The organism is Mannheimia sp., assembly GCF_056854775.1.
Genome location: NZ_JBXGGI010000023.1, coordinates 1 through 4,299 on the forward strand (window position 1 = coordinate 1; position 4,299 = coordinate 4,299).

Sequence of the window (4,299 nt, forward strand, 5' to 3'; positions counted from 1 at the left end):
CGCAAGAGAGGCTGCCGCAATACCTTTACCTAAAGAAGATACAACACCGCCCGTTACGAAAATATAATTCGTTGTCATTGTTATTGCCTTTGCTGATTAGTTTGATTGGAAATTAAGAATACAAGTTTTCTTTTCATAAAAAGAAACTATTAGGACGGGATAGTAGTTTACATCAAATCAATTTTTTTTGCTAATCCAAAATCTGCAAGCGGTCGATTTTGCAAAAAATTTTACAAAATCAACCGCTTGTAAATTACATTTTACTTCACAAAACCATCGAAGGTTAGCTCGTAGTTATCACCATCTCGGCTGTAGGAAATATAACGTGGGAATTTCTCTCCGTCATATTTTTTAACCGTGATATCTTTTTTATCGCTGGTTCTAAACTTATAAGTGATTTCTTGATACGTTTTCCCACCCGATTTTACTTCTTTTTGTGATTTGCGTAGTTGCACATTTGGCGTTGGATAAAGTTTTTTACCGTTCGTAGTTTGGAAACTTGTTGGTAATTTATCGTAATAGCTCAGCTGGAATGCAGTAGTAAACAAATCATAAGTTGGCATTGTTAATGCTTCTTCTTTTAATGGCTCTTTTACTTTTCCATATTTTACTGTTTTAGAATCAATTTCTGCCATTGCATAAGTTTTACCGTTACGCGTATCTCGGTAACTTAACATATCAAACTGCCCGTTTTTTTCTGTTCCTTTTGCAGTAAATACAATATTGTACAAAGGTACGTTGATTTTAGCTTGAATATTATATTTTCCTCCGCCATTATTGAAGTTAATGTAGGCTGGCATTAAGTAATTTGAGCTATATTTAATATTGTAGCTATCTGCGTAAGCGGTGGAAATTAACCCTGATGTTGCAATAATAACAGTGGTAAGTTTCTGCCAAATTTTCATCTACTTCTCCTCTAAAGATACACGTTCAAACAATCTTGAGATTGCATTGTTATCTCGCAATTGTTCTGCTTTCTCCACTTGCACTCGTGTTAAATGTGGCGAAAAATAATGAATAAAATCATACATATAATTACGAAGGAATGTCCCTCGTTTAAATGCGATTTGAGTCATACTTGGTTGGAATAAATGACTTGCATTGATTGCGACTAAATCTTTATCCGCCTCAGTATATGCCATTGATGCCATAATTCCGACCCCTAAACCTAAACGGACATAAGTTTTAATCACATCTGCATCGGTTGCGGTAAACACAATATTTGGCAAAATGCCTTCCTTATTGAAAGCGTGATCTAAATCTGATTGCCCCGTAAACCCAAAGGTATAGGTGATCAAATCATATTTACCTAGTTCTTCGACAGTTAAATTTTGACTTTGGTTCACAAAAGTTGCTAATGGGTGATCCGGTTTAACAATAACTGAACGATTCCACCAATAGCAAGGCAGCAATATTGCTTCTTCAAATAAGTATTGTGCTTCTGTAGTAATGGCTAAATCCACCTCGCCTGCCATTAACGCATCGTAAATTTGATTTGGCGAACCTTGATGCAAATGCAAACTCACTTCCGGATAACGAGCTTTGAACTTTTCAATGACTTCAGGCAACATATAGCGAGCTTGAGTATTAGTGGTCGCAATTCTTAACACTCCTTTATTCGGGCGAGTTTGTTCCTCTGCTACAGATTTAATACTCTGAGCTTTAACCAATAACTCACGGGCAATTGCTACGATTTTCTCGCCCGCAGGTGTTAATCCTTTAACGTGCTTACCATTACGTTCAAAAATATTAATCCCCAGCTCACTTTCTAATAAGCGAACCTGCTTACTAATGCCCGGTTGAGAAGTGTAAAGTACTTCTGCGGCTTCAGTAATATTCAAATTCTGATTCACTATTTCCACAATGTAACGTAGCTGCTGTAGTTTCATCCCTGTGTTCCTTCTACAATCTCAATAATTTGATTAATCGTGTTAATTTCATAAGTTGGCTTGATATTCGTTTCATTTTTTAGATTGAGTGTATTGAGCCAACAAGTATCAATACCTGAATTATTCCCACCTAAAATATCAGAAGCGAGTGTATCGCCCACCATCAATACTTTAGTGCGATCGAATTCGTCCATTAAAGCAAAAGCATAGTCAAATACTTGGCGATCAGGCTTGGCTGCTCCAATCTGCTCTGAAATCACTACAATATCAAAAAAATGCGAAGTTTGAGTATTATCTAAACGCTTTTGCTGTAATTCGGTAAAACCATTGGTGATAATGCCCATTTTTACTTTGCCGTACAAAGCGTTTAATGTCTCAATTACCCCGGCTAACGGCTGGCTAATCAACGCCATTTCCGCCATTAATTCTTGGTTTAATCTGAATGGTTCAACACCCGTTTGTTCCGATAATTTCGCAAAACGGCGTGTTTGAATATCTTGTGCCGTAATTTCATTATTCTGATAAGCAACCCAAAGTGGCTTATTAATGGCTTGGAAATCTTGATAATCTTGCTCGCTGAAATCAATTTGATAACGAGCTAACATTGCTTTCAAGCCAAAATAAGAATTAAATGAAAATAAAGTTTCATCAGCATCAAATAATACCCATTGGTATTTCATAATCTTCCTTTTATTACTACAAGCGGTGAAAATTTTCAAAAAATTTGCAAATATGGCAATTTATTCACATTCTGCCATTTTTTGTTGTATCCACTCTACAAAAAACTTCACTTTTGGCACTTGAGCCGATTGAAATGGATACACCACATAAAACGATTTCTCATCAAATAATGCCGTTGGGAAAGGTTCAATTAACGTGCCCTTTTCAATTTCGTGTTGGGCTAGAACTTTATTCGCAATCGCTACACCTTGCTGGTGCATAGCTGCTTGCAATACCATAAACGTATGACTAAAAATAGAACCTGTTTCAGCATCAACTTTATCTGCTATATTGAGATGCTCTACCATTCTTTTCCATTTATTATGAGTAGAAGAGTGTAACAAATGCTTATCAACTAAATCTTTTGCCGACTGAATGCGATTTTTCGATAAATACTCTGGCGAGGCTAAAATCACAATGCGGGATTCCGTTAAACGGATAGATTCCAAGTCCTGCCAATCGCCTTTACCGTAATAAATGGCTACATCGGTTTCTTTACCAAGTAATCCCTCATCTTGATCCACACCTTTAATACGCACTTCAATGTCCGGGTATTTATCGTGAAAATCAGCTAAACGTGGCACTAGCCAGTGCATACCAAAGGTTTGTGGCACACTGATAGTCAGAATTTGGCGACAGCTCTGCTGACGAACTTTATCAGTTGCTAATGCAATTTGTTCCAATAAAGGTTGTACCTCATAGAAATATTGTGCCCCTAACTCCGTTAATTCTAATAAACGGTTACGACGATGAAATAACGAAGCCCCTAAAAAGTCTTCTAATAACTTAATTTGATGACTAACAGCGGCTTGGGTTACAAAGAGATCTTCTGCCGCTTTGGTAAAATTCAAATGGCGAGCAGCAGATTCAAATGCTTTTAATGCATTGAGCGGTGGAAGTTTTCTGTTCATAGTATTTCAAATATAATTAACTGCTAAAATAAAGCAATTCCATTATTTTTTCTGATGGTTAAAATAAAAAAAATTCGCTTGATGACTGGAAGTAGAAACAATAGAATATTCCCCATACTTAATGGATAGTCGTAGAATTTATTCTATTCCTAAATTTTAAGTATGATGTTGTGTTTGCATATTGGTCTAGGAAACTAGACTGGAGTAACGAAAGTTACTCGTTTCACTTCCTGTATATTTTGAACCGTATTGGTTTATAACCGCCCGTTTTGGGCGGTTTTTTCTATCTAATCTATCTAAAGGTAAATATAAAAGATTGGTTGCCATTCTATATTATTCGTTATCTTTATTCTAGCGTTTATACTCTTTTATTCTTTCACTTTCATCTGTTATAAACATAGGTTTTATAGTATTCTAACACCATAACTATTGTTTAATAGCAGAGTATCCTTTTGAGTAAACCAAAATTAACCCACAATCAACAACGTAGAATTAAGTCTAATCATCATAAACGCATCAATAAAAAAGAGATTGAATGGCAAGATGATATGCTGGGCGAAATGCAACAAGGCATTGTAGTAACTCGCCACGTTAAACACGCTGATGTCGAAACTGAAGCAGGTGAAATTTTCCGTTGTAATATCCGCCGTACATTAAAAAATGTAGTGGTGGGTGATCGTGTTTCTTGGCGTAAAGGCAGTGAACAGCTACAGGGCATCAGTGGCGTGATTGAAGCTGTATTCCCTCGTAAAAATGAGCTTACCCGCCCCGATTATTAT

5 protein-coding genes and 1 pseudogene are annotated in these 4,299 nt (G+C 36.4%); 1 reads left to right on the forward strand and 5 read right to left on the reverse strand.

Features of this window, described 5'->3' with window-relative positions; all coding sequences use genetic code 11:
- The 5 genes from ACJHV0_RS02085 to ACJHV0_RS02105 form a co-directional block, all read right to left on the reverse strand.
- Window positions 1-78, reverse strand: a 78-nt coding sequence (locus tag ACJHV0_RS02085) for a hypothetical protein (protein ID WP_287657807.1), incomplete at its 3' end; no start/stop codon positions are given.
- Between the two features lie 182 nt (window positions 79-260).
- Window positions 261-905, reverse strand: a complete 645-nt coding sequence (locus tag ACJHV0_RS02090) for a hypothetical protein (RefSeq protein ID WP_025236580.1) — start codon at window positions 903-905, stop codon at window positions 261-263.
- Window positions 906-1,889 (reverse strand): HTH-type transcriptional regulator CysB, encoded by a 984-nt coding sequence (gene cysB / locus ACJHV0_RS02095; protein ID WP_283386323.1) that lies wholly within the window; start codon window positions 1,887-1,889, stop codon window positions 906-908.
- Window positions 1,886-2,569, reverse strand: coding sequence for a pyrimidine 5'-nucleotidase (gene yjjG / locus ACJHV0_RS02100; protein WP_025236582.1), 684 nt, complete (start codon window positions 2,567-2,569; stop codon window positions 1,886-1,888). Before yjjG ends, cysB begins: the two co-directional genes overlap by 4 nt.
- A 60-nt stretch (window positions 2,570-2,629) precedes the next feature.
- Window positions 2,630-3,520, reverse strand: coding sequence for a transcriptional regulator GcvA (locus tag ACJHV0_RS02105; protein WP_025236583.1), 891 nt, complete (start codon window positions 3,518-3,520; stop codon window positions 2,630-2,632).
- Between the two features lie 452 nt (window positions 3,521-3,972).
- Between ACJHV0_RS02105 and ACJHV0_RS02110 the strand changes: the two are divergent.
- Window positions 3,973-4,299, forward strand: a pseudogene (locus ACJHV0_RS02110) (small ribosomal subunit biogenesis GTPase RsgA); the annotation flags it as partial.